Genomic DNA, 16,226 nt, shown 5'->3' with positions numbered 1-16,226 from the left:
AAAATCACTATTAGTTTTGGGGTGGAATTGGCTCGAAATGACGCTAAGTTGTCGGAAAATTTAACTATTTGATTCGAATATACGACAAAAGGCAGCCGGGGCTGCCTTTTTATATCAGAAAGGTGTTATTTCAATCTGGGTTACGTGCAACCAAAATAGCGCGCTTGGGTGCCGGATAACCTTCAACCGTTTTTGTTGGATCATTCGGGTCAAGATAATCAGGTAGCGAATTGTGTGTCATCCAATCGGTTGTGCGCTGCTCGTCAGTGGTGGTTACACACTCATCAACAATACGAACGTCCACGAAGCCAACTTTCTCCAACCACACTTTCAGTGCTTTCGCGGAAGGGAAGAAGTAGACATTGTGCATTTGCGCGTATCGACTGAATGGCACCAGCACCGCGTTTTCATCGCCATCAATTACCAGCGTTTCTAATACGAGTTCGCCATTTTTCACTAATTGGTTTTTCAATTGGATCAAGTGATCAAGTGGTGAACGACGATGGTACAGTACACCCATGCTGAATACCGTATCGAATGCTTTCAACTCAGGCAGCTTTTCAATACCCAGCGGAAGTAGGTGAGCACGTTGGTCGTTGCCCATCATTCGGCGAATCGCTTCGAACTGAACGAGGAACAGCTCAGAAGGATCGATACCTACTGTCAGCTCTGCACCTTCACCCAGCATGCGCCACATGTGGTAGCCGTTGCCGCAGCCTACATCCAACACATAGCGGCCTTTCAGTGGAGAGATATGCGGTAGCACACGATCCCATTTCCAGTCCGAGCGCCACTCAGTATCTATATTGATGCCATGAACATTGTAAGGACCTTTGCGCCATGGGTGGAACGCGCGCAGCAGGTTTTCAATCTTCGCGCGCTGGCCAGCCGGCAGTTCGTCTTCTGTACCAATGGTCACGCTGTCTTTCAGGTCAATCGTAGAAGGCGCATCCATCGGGATCTTCTTCAGCACGCGCATCCATTTTGGCAGATCACCATGTGGCTGGTTTTGCCACTCCGTCAATTGCGCTGGCAATACATTCAGCCAGTTCTGCAGACGGTTTTTTGCAATCAGTTGGTAGAAGTCAGAAAAATCGAACATAGGTATCGTCTTTTGGTTTTTCGTATTGCGCTGGGACTACCCAGCGCGATGAATTTGTTTAGCCAGGGTCTATTGGCCTTTGGTAGTTACTTGATGGCAAACATGGAGCCGAAGTTAAAGCACTGGAACCAGACCGCCACGCTACTGAAACCAATGTCAGTCAGGCGCTGCTTGTGAGTGTCGATGCTGTCAGGCTTCATCACGTTTTCCAATGCGCTGCGTTTTTGGCTGATTTCCAGCTCGCTGTAACCGTTGGCGCGTTTGAAATCGTGGTGCAGGTCAATAAGAAGCTCGTTCGCAGTTTCATCGGCGAAGTTGTATTTCTCAGAGAGAATCAGAATGCCACCTGGCTTGAGGCCAGCGAAGATCTTCTCGAGAAGCGCCTGACGATCGTCTGGGGTCAAAAACTGCAGGGTGAAATTCAGTACAACCACAGAAGCGTTTTGAATATCGACATTGCGAATATCGTCTTCGAGGATTTGTACATCAGTGTCTGAGCGGTAAGCATTGACGTGAAGTTTACAGCGTTCAACCATCGCAGGAGAGTTATCAACGCCAATAATGGTGCAGTTTTGCGCTTTAATATGACGGCGCATAGACAGAGTTGCTGCGCCCAGCGAGCAACCTAAATCGTAAACACGACTACCATCAGTGGCGAAACGCTCAGCCAGCATGCCAATTGCAGAAATGATGTTGCTGTAGCCCGGTACCGAGCGTTGAATCATATCCGGAAAAACTTCGGCGACGTTTTCGTCGAAGGTAAAGTCACCCAGTTTTTCGATTGGCGCAGCAAAAATATTGTCGCGATTTGCCATCTGAACCTGCCTAAAAAGAACCGTTTACCGTCGATCTCTGCATTCCTGAGATTCGGTATTACTACACTCGTTGACGCCAGTTTCCATCCAGCATCCAAAGGGCGCGTATTGTAGAGAATTTTGCTTCGCTTGTCTCTATCCTGCTTATTCTGAGCTCAATGTGTGAATTGTCGGGTCATTGAATTTCGTCAAGTTGTCAGCTTTTAAATACAGCGACCGTTTTCCGTTTTGTCATGTTCCATGCTATAAGTGAGCTGATCTTGTGCAGGAAGTGATTATGTTAGAGCAAACCATCGAAAACAGAATGTCCGCGATTTACAACGTCGATACTTCGTCTTTGAGCCGCAAGCAGCTTGCCATGCGTGACAGAGAGAAAGAGCTGTTGGAAATCGCGCGTGATGTTGTGATGCGTGAAGGCTTTGCTCAACTGACTATGGATAAAGTGGCTGCAGCTAGCTCGTACTCCAAGGGAACAATTTATAATCACTTTAACAGCAAAGAAGACCTGATTGCGGCTCTGGCGATTGAAGCGCTAAGTCGTGAGCTACCAATGTTTAAACGTTCTTTGGCATTTGATGGCTCCAGCCGCGAGAAATGTATCGCCATGCATGCAGGCTACTTCGTTTTCTCCCAACTCGAACCCATTCTTTCCATGTGTGCCATGGTCAGCCGCACGCCTGCTGTGACAGAAAAAAGTGCGCCTGAGCGCCTGGAAAAACTCAATGAGCTGGAAGAAATAGCGGTATCTATTGGTGATGCGTTCATCCAAAACGGTATTAACTCGGGTGAGCTAGTGTTGAACCCTGGTGTGACATCAGACAACGTTGTGTTTGCTAACTGGGCGATGGGTTTTGGTACAAACGCCTTGGTTCATAACGCGGAACACAGCACTTGTGTGTCACGCCAACTGAATCACAATATTGTCCTTCAAAACATTAACTTCCTGCTGGATGGTCTTGGTTGGAAACCGTTGTCGACTGAGTTCGACTATGAGCAAACCTGGGCCCGTGCAAGGAAAGAACTCTTCTCTGAGGAACTTGCTCTTCTTGGGCAAAAAGCCTAATCCTGACGAATCGTCAAAAAGTGCTTTCAATGTGATACTGGTTGATCTATATTGACGAAACGTCATTTATGACGGATCGTCAACTTCCTGTTGTGTGGAATGTTGTCTTGGCGCATGAGCGCCTTTTAATTTTTCCAATTTTGACGTTTCGTCAAGGTTGGTTCGGAAATCTGTTGAGTCTTACTAAGCCACTGCGTTGGCTTTTTAAAGCGGATTTATTGACGAATCGTCACAAACGGAGCCTGTGATGAACAGAGATCTTTCCCAATGGCCAACTTTAAGGCCATGGTTGTTTTTAATCCTTAGTGTTTTGATTTCCCTGCTTGCGGCGTTTGGTGCCTCCAAACTGTATTTCCGCGGCGATTACCAAATCTTCTTTGATGAAGGAAACCCTCAGCTTCAGGCGTTTAAAGAGCTGGAGGCCACCTTCAACAAAACCGATACCCTATCCATCGTGGTTGCACCTGCTAATGGTGACGTCTTCACCGAAGAAAACCTGTCACTGGTGAGGCAACTGACCGATGAAGCCTGGCAAACCCCATATGCAAGCCGCGTCGATTCCATTTCCAACTATCAGCATACGTCCGCAGAAGAAGATGACTTGTTGGTGGAGGATTTGGCTGCGGATTACATCGAGTTGGATGCTTCACGTCTCGCCTATATCCGAGATGTGGCATTGAGCGAACCACGGCTCGTAGGTTCAAGTGTGTCACAGGATGGCAGTGTTGCTGTCGTGACGATTACATTCCAACTTCCTGACGGTGACCAGAGTGTTGAAGTTGATGAAATCTCAGTTTTTACTGACCAGTTGCTCGACAGAGTTAGCCAGTCACACAGCGATGTAGAGTTTCATCTTGGCGGGATCATTGCCCTGAACAATGCCTTTGCTCTCGCTGCCATGGATGACGGCAATACGCTGGTACCCATGATGTTTCTGGTAATTCTGGTCTTTCTGGGTTTCATGCTACGGTCGTGGAAGTTTGTTTTCGCGACGCTGGTGGTCATCGTACTCACTATCGCCAGCACAATGGGATTGCTTGGCTGGGTGGGGCACTATCTCAATAACGGCACCGTGAATGTACCGACGCTGATCATGACGTTGGCGGTGGCGGACTGTGTTCACCTGATTACGTCATATGTTCATGCGCTTCGTGAAGGGAAAGAGAAATCTGAGGCTATCAGCTATGCCTTGAAGCTGAATTTCCTTGCACTGTTGATTACCTCGGTTACCACATCTATTGGTTTCCTGATGATGAATGCCTCGAACTCTCCGGTACTGCGTGACATGGGTAACTTGGCAGCGGTCGGTGTGATGATTGCGTTCTTCCTCTCAGTGACCTTGCTACCGGCTTTGCTACAACTGATGCCAGTGAAAGTGAAGCAATCGCAAAGCTCGGGCAATAAGGTGATGGACTGGATTGCTGATTCAGTCATTCGCCACCACAAAATGATCTTGCCTGTCAGTGCTGTTGTGGTGGTGCTGAGCAGCATGCTGCTGGTTCAGAACCAAGTGAACGATAACTCAGTGGAGTACTTTGGCCCCGAAAATACCTTCCGTCAGGCAGCTGACTTTATGGAAGAAAACATCAGTGGTACGACGGCCATCAGCTTGTCGATTAAGTCTGGCCAGCCACAAGGCATCACCCAGCCTGAGTTCTTAGAAGCCGTGAACGGTTTTACTGATTGGCTGCGTATTCAGCCGGAAGTCGACCATGTTGCGTCTATCTCAGACACGTTCAAGCGTTTGAACAAAAACATGCATAGCGATGATGAAGCCTACTATCAATTGCCGACCGATCCCGAGCTAGCGGCCCAATATCTGCTGCTGTATGAGATGTCGCTACCTTACGGCCTCGACCTGAACAACGAAATAAACATTGATAAGTCGGCAGTGAAGTTGCTGCTTACCATCGATAACTTGGGCAGCGTTGAGCTCATCGATCTTGAGCAGCGCATGGATAAATGGTTTGCCGCTAACGCGCCGCAATTCGACATGACCTCTTCCGGTCCGAACCTGATGTTTGCCCACATTGGCGAAACCAATATGGAAAGCATGCTCAAGACCTTGCCGATTGCACTGGCGCTGATTTCTGGTCTGCTGGTATTTGCGCTGCGTTCATGGCGACTGGGTGCGATCAGTCTGGTGCCTAATCTTGCTCCCGCCATTATCGGCTTTGGTTTGTGGGCAGTGATTTCCGGTGAGATCAATCTGGGACTTTCTATTGTCGTGACTCTCACGCTTGGCATCGTGGTTGATGACACGGTTCACTTCTTATCGAAATACCGCTATGCGCGTCTTCAAGGACGCAATGTGGAAGAAGGTATCCGTTACGCATTCAGCACCGTTGGTCGTGCACTTTGGATCACCACAGTGGTGCTGGTGGCAGGCTTCAGTGTACTGGCAACGTCCGTATTCCGCTTAAACGCTGACATGGGCATGTTAAGTGCCATGGTGATCTTCATTGCGCTGGTGGTCGATTTCATTCTTCTGCCTGCAGTATTGCTGGTTGCCGACCGTAAACCTTACGCCCGTGAATCTGAAAACCTGATGACACAAACCGCCCAATAGACGAACAGACAAAAGACAAAAAAGAATCAAGGAGAGAACTATGAGCACGATGAAGAAGTTAAGTCAGGCGGTGGTGGTGTCATTAAGCCTGTTGAGCGTATCAATGCCGCTGATGGCGGATGAAGCTCGCGGTTTGGAAATTGCTCAAGAGCGCAAAAAGCGTGATGAAGGGTGGGGCGATAGTGCTTCCACCCTGACCATGGTGCTGCAAAACGCCAATGGTGATACCAGTGAGCGCAAACTGCGCATCAATACATTGGAAGTGGCAGATGACGGCGATAAAGGTCTGACGATTTTTGATGAGCCGCGAGATGTGCGTGGCACGGTATTTCTGAACTATTCGCATGTGACAGGCCCGGATGACCAGTGGCTGTATCTGCCAGCGCTTAAGCGCACTAAACGAATTGCATCACGCAACAAGTCAGGCCCATTTATGGGCAGTGAGTTTGCCTATGAAGATCTGAGCTCATTTGAACTGGAAAAGTACCGTTTCAACTATTTGGGTGACGAGTCTGTCGAAGGGCTGGACAGCTTTGTGGTGGAGCAAATCCCGACCGATAAGTATTCCGGTTATACCCGTCAGAAAGTGTGGCTGGATAAAGAGCACTATCGCCCGCTGAAAATAGAGTTTTACGACCGTCGTGACACTTTGCTGAAAACTCTGAGCTTCGCGGATTACCAGCAGTATATGGACCAGTATTGGCGTGCGCTTGAAATGGTGATGGAGAACCACCAGACCGGAAAAGTGACGACACTGACCACCAGCAAACTGGCATTCAATACGGGGCTTGAAGAAAAAGACTTTTCCAAATCCAGCCTGAAACGTGCGCGCTAGGAGGTTGGATGAAATCAGCAGTATTGGGGGCAGTACTGGCGCTGACTGCGCTTCCCCTTTCTGCCTTCGAGCATTTTGAGGCAGAAGGTGAAATCTCATTCCAGCAGCGTCAGTTTGCAGAAACCGGCTTGTTGGGACAAAGCAAAAGCCAGACTTCGGTGGCGATAGAGCCAGAGCTTTATTGGGAAACCGAAGAGGGCAACTCGAGTTTTGTGTTTTCGCCATTTTTCCGCTGGGATTCAATGGACGACGAGCGCACTCATGGTGATGTTCGCGAAGCCTTGTGGCGACACTATGACAGCAATTACGAAATTCGCGCGGGTGTCGGTATTGTCTTCTGGGGCGTGACGGAGTCACAACATTTAGTCGATGTGATTAATCAAACCGACGCAGTTGAAGCAATTGATGGTGAAGTAAAACTCGGCCAACCCATGGTGAGCATAGGTTGGGAGTTTGATGACAGCCTGCTCGATTTGTACCTGCTTCCTTACTTTCGGGAACGAACCTTCGCCAGCAATGATGGCAGACTGGCTTTCCCGGGGTTGGGTGATACAGAAGCGCAATACGAATCACGACATGAAGAATGGTATCCGGATGTGGCGGGGCGTTACTCGCTAATGTGGGACCAATGGGACTTCGGTGTCAGTGCTTTTCATGGCACTAATCGGGATCCATATTTCGTGCAGGGTTTGTCGAATTCTATTCAACCGTATTATGCCTTGATGAGTCAGGTCGGACTGGATGTGCAGGCGATTTTCGGAGACTGGCTGTGGAAAGCAGAAGCTATTCGAAGATTCAGCTTAGACAATCACACGGCGTTTACTGGCGGCTTTGAATACACCTATGTTGGCGTCAATGATGGCATGACCGATCTTGGCTTTTTGGTGGAATACCTTTATGACAACCGCGGTGAAAAAGCGCCAGTGGCAGGTCAGAATGATGTGTTTGCCGGACTTCGCTGGGTGTTGAACGACTTGGACGGCACCGAGTTTCTGATTGGTGGCACGCTGGATTTGGATAACTCTGATTCGGTCACCGTTAGGCTCGAATCCAGTGGGCGTTTCAGCAACGACTGGAGTTGGACAGTCACAGGTTGGATGTTTGATTCTGATACCCCATCTGACCCTGTTTACTCGCTCCGCAAAGACGATTTTTTGGAAGCGGAAATCAGTTGGTATTTTTAAAGAAGGTCCTAGGAAGGGCTAAAGAGAGGTCCTAGGTCCTAGGTCCTAGGTCCTAGGAAAAGCAAAAGCTTGAAGTGGCAGCTATGACTTAAAAAACTTTGCAGGACCCAGGGCCCCCTCTAAAGCAAACTCATCTGGCTGCTGTTAGGTTGCTCCGGCATTAAGGGCGCTAACGGTGGCAAGGTAATGTGCTCACACAGCTTTTCGTAATAACGCGCTGCTAACTGCGGCGCTTCGTCGTTATTGGCAGTGTGAATAAAGAGATAAGGCGTTTTACCTTCATTTATCCAGACTGGGATCTTCTTCAGCCAGTTGGCAAAGAACTTATCGTTTCGCTCCAGCGTTGGGTCGCCGATAAACCTCACCATGGGGGTTTCTGCCGTCGAAATGGCATGCACGGGCACTTTCGGCTTTTTCTGTTGGGCATCAAGGAGGGCGTCGGTATCCGGTGGAACCGCGAAAACAGGGCGGCTGTCCATGATGATGCGGTTGGCGCCAAGCTCCATCAGCATCGCATTCAACGCGCGTTCTTCTTCACCTTTGGCAAAAAACGCGAGATGACGAACTTCCACACCCAGTTTAAAGCCTTTCGGCATTGCGCTCAGAAAACGTTTGAGGTCGGGCAAATTCTCAGGCCCAAATGCTGCAGGAAGCTGAATTTTCCAAAGGCCAATGCGCTCGTGGAGTGGCTGCATCAGAGTAATAAATTCTGAGACCATTTCATCGGAATGGCGCAGCATCATTTGGTGCGTCACGGGTTGGGGAAACTTAAAGGTAAAGCTGAATGCATCGCTGGTGGCCGCTTTCCAGTTCGCTACCGTGGCGTGGGAAGGACTCGCGTAAAAAGTGGTGTTTCCTTCCACTGAATTGAACACTTCTGCGTAACGGGCCAGTCGTTCGCCGCTTTTTGTGCCTGAAGGGTAGAACACACGCTGCCATGAATTGTGTGACCATTGAGTCATACCAAGGCGGATTGGCGGTGAAGTCAGTTGGGAAAGCGGCGTTTGCAAACCTAAAGTCCTTTCTATTGTTTGAGCGGCTATTGTGGAATTAACACTGGCGAGAGGTCAATCTTTGCTGCTTTTTTGCGCAGTTGCGACGATTTCCTTCCTTAGTCTGGCTACGATTTACCGCAGGCTCATTTTTTCCTTTATAATGCGCCGTCTTTTTGAAATATTTAGAGGTTCGCTGGTGCAGTTTTTCCAGCGGGCATCAGCAGTGAAAGCTGCAAACCCTCATTCGATACTTTGCGTCTTGTGGCGTAAAAGGACAGTAAGTAACAGATCGGGAAATTCATATGCGCACCCAATATTGTGGTCACCTGAACAAAGCCCTCGCAGGGCAAACTGTAGAACTATGCGGCTGGGTTAACCGTCGTCGCGATTTAGGCGGTCTTATCTTCATCGATATGCGAGATCGTGAAGGTATCGTTCAGGTAGTTGTAGACCCAGATATGAAAGATATCTTCGAGGTTGCTAACCAACTGCGTAACGAATTCTGTATCAAGATCACCGGTGAAGTGCGTTTGCGTCCTGACAGCCAAATCAACAAAGGTATGGCGACGGGTGAAGTAGAAGTGCTGGCGCGTGGCGTTGAGATCATCAACCGTGCAGCTCCACTCCCACTGGACTTCAACCAGAACAACTCTGAAGAACAGCGTCTGAAGCACCGTTACCTTGACCTGCGTCGCCCTGAAATGAGTGACCGCATCAAGCTGCGTGCGAAAGCGTCGAGCTTTGTTCGCCGCTTCCTGGATGACAACGGCTTCCTGGACATCGAAACGCCAGTATTGACCAAAGCGACCCCAGAAGGTGCGCGTGACTACTTGGTGCCAAGCCGTGTTCACAAAGGTAGCTTCTACGCGCTGCCTCAGTCTCCACAACTGTTCAAACAGCTGCTGATGATGTCTGGTTTCGACCGTTACTACCAAATCGTGAAGTGTTTCCGCGACGAAGACCTGCGTGCAGACCGTCAGCCTGAATTCACCCAAATCGATATCGAAACCTCGTTCATGAACGCAGAACAAGTGCGCGAAGTGACTGAAAACATGGTTCGCGATATGTGGCAAGAATTGTTGAACGTCGATCTGGGTCAATTCCCAATCATGTCGTTCGAAGAAGCGATGCGTCGTTTCGGTTCAGACAAACCAGACCTGCGTAACCCGCTGGAAATGGTTGATGTTGCAGATATCCTGAAAGACGTTGAATTCAAGGTTTTCTCTGGCCCAGCAAACGATCCGAAAGGCCGTGTTGCAGTTATCCGTGTACCGGGTGGCGCAGAACTGTCTCGTAAGCAAATCGACGACTACACCAAGTTTGTTGGTATCTACGGCGCGAAGGGTCTGGCATGGATGAAAGTGAACGACCGTGCAGCAGGCTTTGAAGGTGTTCAGTCTCCGGTTGCCAAATTCCTGAACGAGGAAGTGGTTAACGCCATTCTTGATCGCACTGGCGCAGAGTCTGGCGACATCATCCTGTTCGGTGCTGACAGCAAGAAAGTGGTGACTGAAGCGATGGGTGCACTGCGTCTGAAGCTGGGTACCGATCTGGGTCTGACCGACACCAGCAAGTGGGCACCACTGTGGGTGGTTGACTTCCCAATGTTCGAAGAAGATGACGAAGGTAATTTGCACGCGATGCACCACCCATTCACGTCACCTTTGGGCATGACGGCAGAAGAGCTACGTGCAAACCCGGCATCAGCAATTTCTAACGCATATGACATGGTTCTAAACGGCTACGAAGTGGGTGGTGGTTCTGTGCGTATTCACAACTCTGACATGCAAACTGTTGTGTTTGATATTCTGGGTATTGAATCAGACGAGCAGAAAGAGAAGTTCGGCTTCCTGCTTGAAGCTTTGAAGTACGGTACGCCACCACACGCAGGTCTTGCATTCGGTCTTGACCGTTTGGTCATGCTGCTTTGTGGCACTGAAAACATCCGTGATGTTATCGCGTTCCCGAAAACCACTGCAGCGGCGTGTCTTTTGACTGATGCACCAAGCCTTGCTAACCCGGCAGCGCTTGAGGAACTGGCGATTGCGGTTACCGTAGCAGCGAAGAAGAACGAAGAAGACGACGCGTAACGTACACGAAGTCTGCACAAGGGTCAGCACTTTCTGGCCCTTTTTTACACCCAAATTGCCTGAATTCAGTCAGCTTCAGGTAGTTTGATTTTATCCAAGAAAAGGGGCTTAGCTCAGGCCTATGGCGAAACGCTTCTCTTTACTCCCAAGCTTTGCAATTCAAGGTCCTCACGAAGTTGGTTAATCTTGTACTGATAGCTGTTGAGGATGTATTGCGCTTTATCCAACTCTTCCAATGATTGCTCGCTCTCGGCGAAGTTGATTCTGCCCATCAATGGGAAAAGGGTGTTGCTGTATTGATAGGATTTTATGATACCTGCTTGTTCACCTCCTGCTTCTTTCAGGTTCGCGAACAGGGTTCTGGCTTTCTTGAAGCCCTCGTTTAAGGCCGCCCACTCACTGACTAAACCAGCATGTTTAGAAACAAACGCCTTTTCTAACACTTCGGCTTTGTTCGATTCAGGGTAAAGCCGCTCAAACTCCTTGATGGATGCCAGCACTTTATGGCTTTTATCAACAGAAAACGGCTCGTGGCCATAGGTGTTGACAATCGCCGCGAGCCTTTCATACAAGGGCTGTTGTATAGCGGTGAGTTCTGTCGGCGTATCCGCATGTCTGATCACGGTCAATACGCGTTCAATGGAATAGTCTTTGATGTTTTCTTTTAGCCTCTCCAATTGTTTTTCTTGGTAGATAATGTAGAAAAACGCCGCAAAAAAGGTCAGTGCGATCATCAGTAGCAAAGGCGTATTTGCCTTTTTGCTGCTTGGCTTTTGGGAAAGCGCGGCCTCAGGCTCGGCCGAAGCAGGCGTAGTCGAAGACTGTAGGGGAGGCGGTTCAGCCTGATCAAACAGTGTCAGCGACGCCCGCTGTTTCGCCTCAAGATTTTCAATACGGCGGGAAAACAGCGCGACCAATGAATCAAAAGCAGGCGCTGCTCTTCCATAGTGCTTGAGCAATTCTTCATGTATATCAAGCGCCAGCGAACGGCCTAATTCTAGCTTCGCTTTGTCTTTCTCTTCTTGTATCAAGGCTTTGGTAGGTAAGATATTTTCGATATACCATTCAAACGCGGCTAACCGGGCATCTTTTTTCCCTCCTTTGGGAAAGCCGTTATCCCAATAGATCAGGCACATATCAAAAATGGCGTTTAACCCATCGAATAATCCCTCTATGCCTCTATTGTGCGTGGCAGCAACGGCGTAATAACACACGCAGCGGAAATCCTTACTATGGTGGCGTAATATCTCCTCCGTGCCTTTCTCGACCACTGGCCAGGAAACCCTGGCCATGATCTTGCTCTTATTATTAATCTGAGCCTTTACTTCATCAAAATGCTCAGTTTCCGCTGCGTTGATGCCACAGGAGCTTACTTCGGAAATTGGTCTTTTGATCATTTTAGACCTTTTTTATAGAATTTCATTAAACGAAAAAAGCTTTATTTTGTGTTTTAATATATATACTACCCCCTTCTAACTGGAGTGCTTTTTTACTTTTAACAATCGAATTTCCTTCTGAGAAGGTATATAATCCTTGATCTGCTTTTAAACATAAAATATTTTTAGCTTTTTGAATTATGTCTATGTTCGCTTCTAATTTAATATCTCCTTGTGTGGAAGTGTAAATTACATCTCCAGTTACATTCTTTTTTTCATGCCCCCCAATATATTTTTCTTCAGAACCATCAATATAAATATGACTCATTACATTCGTATTATATGTTGAAAACTGACCTGAAGGTTTTTTAATTGTTTTTTCTTTTGCTGTTCCTCTTACAAGATGGTCCTTTTTAACCTTATCCTCAACAGCATTATATCCTATATATAATGTATTTTTGTTTATTGTCTCTGTTTTATCTGTTGCAGTAAGGTTATACTCCTTTGTCACTTTATCTTCTTTTATAGAGGTGCTCTTTACTAAATTACGGTTTTTCCACTTTCTTGTATACACAATCTCGTATTTCCAACCAAAAGAAACATCTAAAACCGCTGCTAGTTTGAAAGATATGTCAACACCGACAGTGAAGGCTTCTTTTGAGCCAACATTTATTCCAAGCGCATGTCCTAGTGTATAAGCATGACTATCACCACCCGTCCAACTAAAACTATGTCCTCTATGTTGAAGTCTGTATATACCTACTCTATCTTTATCATATTCCATTGTTTTAACCTTATGTGAAATAGTCAATTACAATGAGTTATTCCCTTAGGAACAACTAGTTTTCTGGCTTTTTTCCAGTTCCTTATTGAACGTCCTCCTTGTATTTCATAATTGATGGTCACTTGCTTAATATTGTGTTTTTTCAATGACAGCAGGGAGCTTGAAAAATCATAGGGAGCCAGTCTCAGGGAGCCTCCGGCCATATCCTGAAGGAAATCGGGAAATGCGCCTTCACCCTCCCAGGCTTTATTCAAAATGAAATCGCCAAAATCGATGCTGATTTTGGTGGTGAGACAGGAAGAGGGCTGCCATTTGAACGCCTGCTTCTTGTCATAGTTATGGTTGACCAAAGTCTGTTCGCCGCTTTCACAGGAAAGTGAAAGGGTGGTTTTTTGCGGGTAAGTTAACGCATCCCGGTTGACGGTAACGGGTAAGGACCGAACGCGCACCGTATATTCCTGTTGCTGCGAACCCCGAACATACGCCCCCCGTTCCACTAAGTTGAAAAAGGCGGGCTGGAACTCAATTTGCTTGCCTTGCAACATTTTGGGCTTCCAGCCTCTCCCGTCAAGGCTGACGAAAGGGGTGAGCTGTTGGGTAAGAAAGGTATCTAACAACCCTTTTTTTTCATATAGTCGCTGTACTTTTTCTCTATTGGGCAAATACTTGAGTGGCCCGAGCACGTCACTTTCCCATGCACTTTGTATGCGACAGGCGGCGGTTTCCATGCTGGATTCGAGCATAAACTGGTAGATATTGTTGAAAAGCTGATAGCCCCCCAGCGATGTTGAGCCGGGCGCTAAGGCCAATAAATTCTCCAGTTGCTGTGTGGCCGTAAAGGCATCTTCTATGCCAGCACCGGAGTCTGCGCCGCTTAGCCATCGCCCCAGGCTTTCTGTCACTTTGGACTGATTATCAATATTCTGGTTTTGCACCACCATGGCTTGAGTGAATGCGCCAACCCATTCTTTGCCTTTTTCTATTTTTTCGAAATATGCGCTGTCCCCTTCGACCAGACTGTTGACTGCCGAATCTATAAACGCCTGTCCTTTATTCAGGTTGTCTTGTTCTTTCTCCGCCCAGTAGCCTTTTAACATCGTTTCCGCGAGCGTGAGGGAACGTAAGCTCACATCATTGATTGCTGCTATGGCCTGCAGCGCTTTAAGGGTTCTTTGCTGCAAGATGGCGAAAGGGTTGTCGGGTTGGTTCACCGTGAGAGACACCATACGCCTTTCTGCCATGGTCATGCCTTCGCCGGTCTGGTTGAAGTTCAGGTTCAGGTTGCGCCAATGTTCGAGGTATTGAACGGCATAACCACTGTTGAAACGAGAAACCTGACTGTTGTCGACCAACTTCAAGGCACTGAGTGTGGTCAGCAAGGCTTGAATGTGTTGATGGCCCTGTTCGGTAAATGCCCCCGGTATTTTAAGCGGACTCACTAAAGGTAATTGCCAGAACTCATTGGAACTGACAGGTCGGTTGTGGTGATTTGCCCAGTTGACCAACCAGGAGAGTTCACCGTTGATGGCAAGCAGATTGTTCAACTGGTCGTCAAGCTGAGCACGCAATGCGAGCAATTGTTTAGGCTGGGTGTTAAATCCCAGGTAGGCGTTAAACAGTGATTCGTATACACCTTGGTATAGCCAGGGGGTTTCGCTGTCTTCTGCTTGTCCTGCCGGCGTTGAAAGCGTGATGGGGCGATAAGTATCGTTGAGGGTGGCATCGACTCCCTTTAGCTGGGAGGCGAAATTATCAATCACGGCACCGAGCGCCACACTGGGGTCTCCTGCATGTTTGAGCCACTGCAATTGCCGTTGGTTGGTGGGGTGGATGACCTGACGGTGAAAGTTCTCGCTGTATATGTTTTTCGCGTTAGCAAGGGCGATAACCATCGGTTCCTTTAAGCTGACAGGCTGCAAATAACGGGGGGGCAATTCGCGCTCGAAACCAGTAATCTGGGTATGTAAATCTGACAGCCTGAGCAAACTTTGTTCGGGCGACGTAGTTTGCTGCGCATGTTGTTGAAGGTTCACCAGACTGTTCTGTAGGGCTGATAGCTGGTTGTGACCTTGCCAAAACACATAGGTGAGGGTGAGTACGCCTACCGTGAGGATGGCAACAAATACGCCACCCAGGGTGTAGACTTTTTTCCGTTGAACATTTAACCATGCGCTGCTGGGGTGGTATGCCGCTCGCTGACTGGGTAACAAGTGTGAAAAGAAATCGTGAAGAAAGAGACCGTGTTCCCTCTCAGGGCCTGTGCTTTGGCTGATTTGCGAGAAACAGGCGCTTTTGGTGGGGTGTTGCTGTCTGGCACTGGAAAGGTAGATCCCTCTCAGTAACACGGCTTCATGATATTTCCCATGACCAAACGCGGACCTGGCGAACTGGTTCAATACTGTTTTCAACGCTTTCAGCTCGTCCGTTAGGCTGAGCTCAGCGCATGAGACCTGATTCGGAGAAAGCAGTGATAACGCACCAATTCGGTCACACAGATCGTTTAATGCCATGTCAATAAAGTCGGAGGCTTCCAACGTCTGCTCAATGGTGATGCCCAGCGCCTCTTTTTGCTTGTCGGCGCTGAGCTGTTCAGCAAATTCGTTGAAACCAAAGATGTGATCGGCTTTAGTTATCATTAAATATACGGATACACGTGCTTTTAATTCTGTCGTCAGCGCGTTGAGTCGATTAGCAATGTAAGTGCCGTATTTTTTTATTCTCTCTGCATCGCCTTCCACCAGCATTTCTGCGGGTAAAGTAATCACAATGCCATTGATTGGTTCACGTTTTCGGTGCTTTCCGAGTAGCGTGAGAAATTCCTGCCATTCGTATTCATCGTCGTCACCATTAAGCGGCAGGGTGTACCTTCCTGCGGTATCCAGCACGACGGCATCTTCAAAAAACCACCAATCACAGGTGTCGGTAGAATCGGCGTTTAACTTTGGACCGGCTTTGGAAATTAACGACGTTAAACCGCATTTTCTTAGCGCGGATGTTTTACCGGAGTCGGTTTCACCGAGCACCAAAAACCATGGTAAGGCATGCACGGGGTCGCCCTGTGCCGACAACGTCGATTTCTTTAGTGTGTCTATGGCGGCCAAGAACTGGCTTTTTACCTCGGTTTGGCGGTGTTTGTGTTGCTCTTCCGTGGTGTCCAGTTGCGGCTGGTCATGGGTGACCATACGTTTAATGAGACGCTTTTGCCGACGTCGACGTATCCATTTCGCCAGTGACACCAGAGTGAAGGCAAACGCACAGATCAATAAGGCACCGATTGCGCCATACCACCATGGCCATTGGTTTTTATTCACGGTGTAAAAAAGTGCTGCTGATAAAAGCAGTAACAGGGTGATTAAACAAAGCCAACCTATTAATGCTAGGATTTTCTTTTTCATTCCACTTCTCGTTAGTTG

General features: G+C 48.2%; 11 protein-coding genes. 5 read left to right on the top strand and 6 right to left on the bottom strand.

Going from position 1 to position 16,226, the window contains the following annotated elements; all coding sequences use genetic code 11:
• Positions 1–130: 130 nt before the first annotated feature.
• Both cmoB and cmoA read right to left on the bottom strand, forming a co-directional pair.
• The gene (gene cmoB / locus D515_RS11130; protein WP_002538502.1) at positions 131–1,102 is read right to left on the bottom strand and encodes a tRNA 5-methoxyuridine(34)/uridine 5-oxyacetic acid(34) synthase CmoB; all 972 of its coding nucleotides are present in this window, start codon (positions 1,100–1,102) and stop codon (positions 131–133) included.
• Positions 1,103–1,188: 86 nt separating this feature from the next.
• Positions 1,189–1,917: a carboxy-S-adenosyl-L-methionine synthase CmoA gene (gene cmoA / locus D515_RS11125; protein ID WP_002538500.1), complete on the bottom strand. Its 729-nt coding sequence runs from the start codon at positions 1,915–1,917 to the stop codon at positions 1,189–1,191.
• Between the two features lie 277 nt (positions 1,918–2,194).
• Here cmoA and D515_RS11120 point away from each other — a divergent pair, with 277 nt between their 5' ends.
• From D515_RS11120 to D515_RS11105, 4 genes are all read left to right on the top strand, one after another.
• Positions 2,195–2,980: a TetR/AcrR family transcriptional regulator gene (locus D515_RS11120; protein ID WP_002538498.1), complete on the top strand. Its 786-nt coding sequence runs from the start codon at positions 2,195–2,197 to the stop codon at positions 2,978–2,980.
• A 247-nt stretch (positions 2,981–3,227) separates the two neighbouring features.
• On the top strand, positions 3,228–5,549 hold the full coding sequence (locus tag D515_RS11115; protein ID WP_002538497.1) for an efflux RND transporter permease subunit: 2,322 nt from the start codon (positions 3,228–3,230) through the stop codon (positions 5,547–5,549).
• 49 nt (positions 5,550–5,598) lie between these two features.
• Entirely contained in the window at positions 5,599–6,384 is a 786-nt protein-coding gene (locus tag D515_RS11110) for an outer membrane lipoprotein-sorting protein (protein WP_192815503.1), read from the top strand.
• An 8-nt stretch (positions 6,385–6,392) separates the two neighbouring features.
• Complete coding sequence (locus D515_RS11105; protein WP_002538494.1) at positions 6,393–7,568, top strand: hypothetical protein; 1,176 nt, start codon at positions 6,393–6,395, stop codon at positions 7,566–7,568.
• Between the two features lie 119 nt (positions 7,569–7,687).
• On the opposite strand, the gene D515_RS11100 is transcribed toward D515_RS11105, so the two are convergent.
• Positions 7,688–8,530, bottom strand: coding sequence for a DUF72 domain-containing protein (locus D515_RS11100; protein ID WP_051997505.1), 843 nt, complete (start codon positions 8,528–8,530; stop codon positions 7,688–7,690).
• Between the two features lie 335 nt (positions 8,531–8,865).
• Between D515_RS11100 and aspS the strand changes: the two genes are divergently transcribed.
• Positions 8,866–10,653 carry an aspartate--tRNA ligase gene (gene aspS / locus D515_RS11095; RefSeq protein WP_002538492.1) on the top strand — a complete coding sequence of 596 codons (1,788 nt, stop codon included), beginning with the start codon at positions 8,866–8,868 and terminating at the stop codon, positions 10,651–10,653.
• Positions 10,654–10,772: 119 nt separating this feature from the next.
• Here aspS and D515_RS11090 read toward each other — a convergent pair whose 3' ends face one another.
• The 3 genes from D515_RS11090 to D515_RS11080 are packed head-to-tail and all read right to left on the bottom strand — an operon-like array spanning position 10,773 to position 16,208.
• On the bottom strand, positions 10,773–12,050 hold the full coding sequence (locus D515_RS11090; protein ID WP_002538490.1) for a type VI secretion system ImpA family N-terminal domain-containing protein: 1,278 nt from the start codon (positions 12,048–12,050) through the stop codon (positions 10,773–10,775).
• 25 nt (positions 12,051–12,075) lie between these two features.
• Positions 12,076–12,813 carry a hypothetical protein gene (locus tag D515_RS11085; protein ID WP_002538488.1) on the bottom strand — a complete coding sequence of 246 codons (738 nt, stop codon included), beginning with the start codon at positions 12,811–12,813 and terminating at the stop codon, positions 12,076–12,078.
• 23 nt (positions 12,814–12,836) lie between these two features.
• Positions 12,837–16,208, bottom strand: a complete 3,372-nt coding sequence (locus tag D515_RS11080; protein WP_002538487.1) for a type VI secretion protein IcmF/TssM N-terminal domain-containing protein — start codon at positions 16,206–16,208, stop codon at positions 12,837–12,839.
• Between the last annotated feature and the right edge of the window lie 18 nt (positions 16,209–16,226).

Origin of the sequence: Grimontia indica (assembly GCF_000333895.2) — a bacterium.
GTDB lineage: Bacteria > Pseudomonadota > Gammaproteobacteria > Enterobacterales > Vibrionaceae > Enterovibrio > Enterovibrio indicus.
The sequence above is the reverse complement of the archived record's forward strand: the minus strand, read 5'-3'. Positions and strand labels throughout refer to the sequence as shown.

What these genes read in the sequence shown, in the direction of transcription:
- cmoB (WP_002538502.1), bottom strand. Translation starts at nt 1,102, where the DNA reads ATGTTCGATTTTTCTGACTTCTACCAACTGATTGCAAAAAACCGTCTG.
- cmoA (WP_002538500.1), bottom strand. Translation starts at nt 1,917, where the DNA reads ATGGCAAATCGCGACAATATTTTTGCTGCGCCAATCGAAAAACTGGGT.
- D515_RS11120 (WP_002538498.1), top strand. Translation starts at nt 2,195, where the DNA reads ATGTTAGAGCAAACCATCGAAAACAGAATGTCCGCGATTTACAACGTC.
- D515_RS11115 (WP_002538497.1), top strand. Translation starts at nt 3,228, where the DNA reads ATGAACAGAGATCTTTCCCAATGGCCAACTTTAAGGCCATGGTTGTTT.
- D515_RS11110 (WP_192815503.1), top strand. Translation starts at nt 5,599, where the DNA reads ATGAAGAAGTTAAGTCAGGCGGTGGTGGTGTCATTAAGCCTGTTGAGC.
- D515_RS11105 (WP_002538494.1), top strand. Translation starts at nt 6,393, where the DNA reads ATGAAATCAGCAGTATTGGGGGCAGTACTGGCGCTGACTGCGCTTCCC.
- D515_RS11100 (WP_051997505.1), bottom strand. Translation starts at nt 8,530, where the DNA reads ATGACTCAATGGTCACACAATTCATGGCAGCGTGTGTTCTACCCTTCA.
- aspS (WP_002538492.1), top strand. Translation starts at nt 8,866, where the DNA reads ATGCGCACCCAATATTGTGGTCACCTGAACAAAGCCCTCGCAGGGCAA.
- D515_RS11090 (WP_002538490.1), bottom strand. Translation starts at nt 12,050, where the DNA reads ATGATCAAAAGACCAATTTCCGAAGTAAGCTCCTGTGGCATCAACGCA.
- D515_RS11085 (WP_002538488.1), bottom strand. Translation starts at nt 12,813, where the DNA reads ATGGAATATGATAAAGATAGAGTAGGTATATACAGACTTCAACATAGA.
- D515_RS11080 (WP_002538487.1), bottom strand. Translation starts at nt 16,208, where the DNA reads ATGAAAAAGAAAATCCTAGCATTAATAGGTTGGCTTTGTTTAATCACC.